General features: G+C 67.0%; 1 protein-coding gene. It reads left to right on the top strand.

What is annotated here, in order from left to right:
- Positions 1 to 13: 13 nt before the first annotated feature.
- Positions 14 to 561: hypothetical protein (locus ACWHAR_RS30530; protein ID WP_452088866.1), on the top strand; the 548-nt coding region annotated here is incomplete at its 3' end.

The raw sequence follows: 561 nt of genomic DNA, 5'->3' as shown, positions 1-561 counted from the left end.
TGGAGCCACGGGAGTGACAGGTCCGACGGGTGCAACGGGCGCAACAGGTCCGACAGGTCCGACGGGAGCCACAGGAGCGACGGGTCCAACCGGAGCCACGGGAGTGACAGGTCCGACGGGAGCCACAGGAGCGACGGGTCCAACCGGAGCCACGGGAGTGACAGGTCCGACGGGAGCCACAGGAGCGACGGGTCCAACCGGAGCAACAGGAGCCACAGGAGCAACCGGAGTAACAGGTCCAACAGGTGCAACGGGAGTCACCGGAGCGACAGGGGCCACAGGAGCAACCGGAGTAACAGGTCCAACAGGTGCAACGGGAGTCACCGGAGCGACAGGGGCCACAGGAGCAACCGGACCAACGGGGGCAACAGGCCCGACAGGGGCAACCGGAGCAACAGGAGCGACAGGTCCTACAGGAGCGGCGGGTCCAACCGGAGCCACGGGAGTCACAGGTCCAACAGGAGCAACCGGGGCGACAGGCGTCACGGGAGTCACAGGTCCAACAGGAGCAACAGGGGCTACAGGAGTAACCGGACCAACGGGTCCGACGGGAGCCACAGG

This window comes from Bacillus sp. LR--39 (assembly GCF_053613335.1).
Note: the sequence above shows the minus strand (reverse complement) of the source record. Positions and strands in the feature narration are given on the sequence as shown.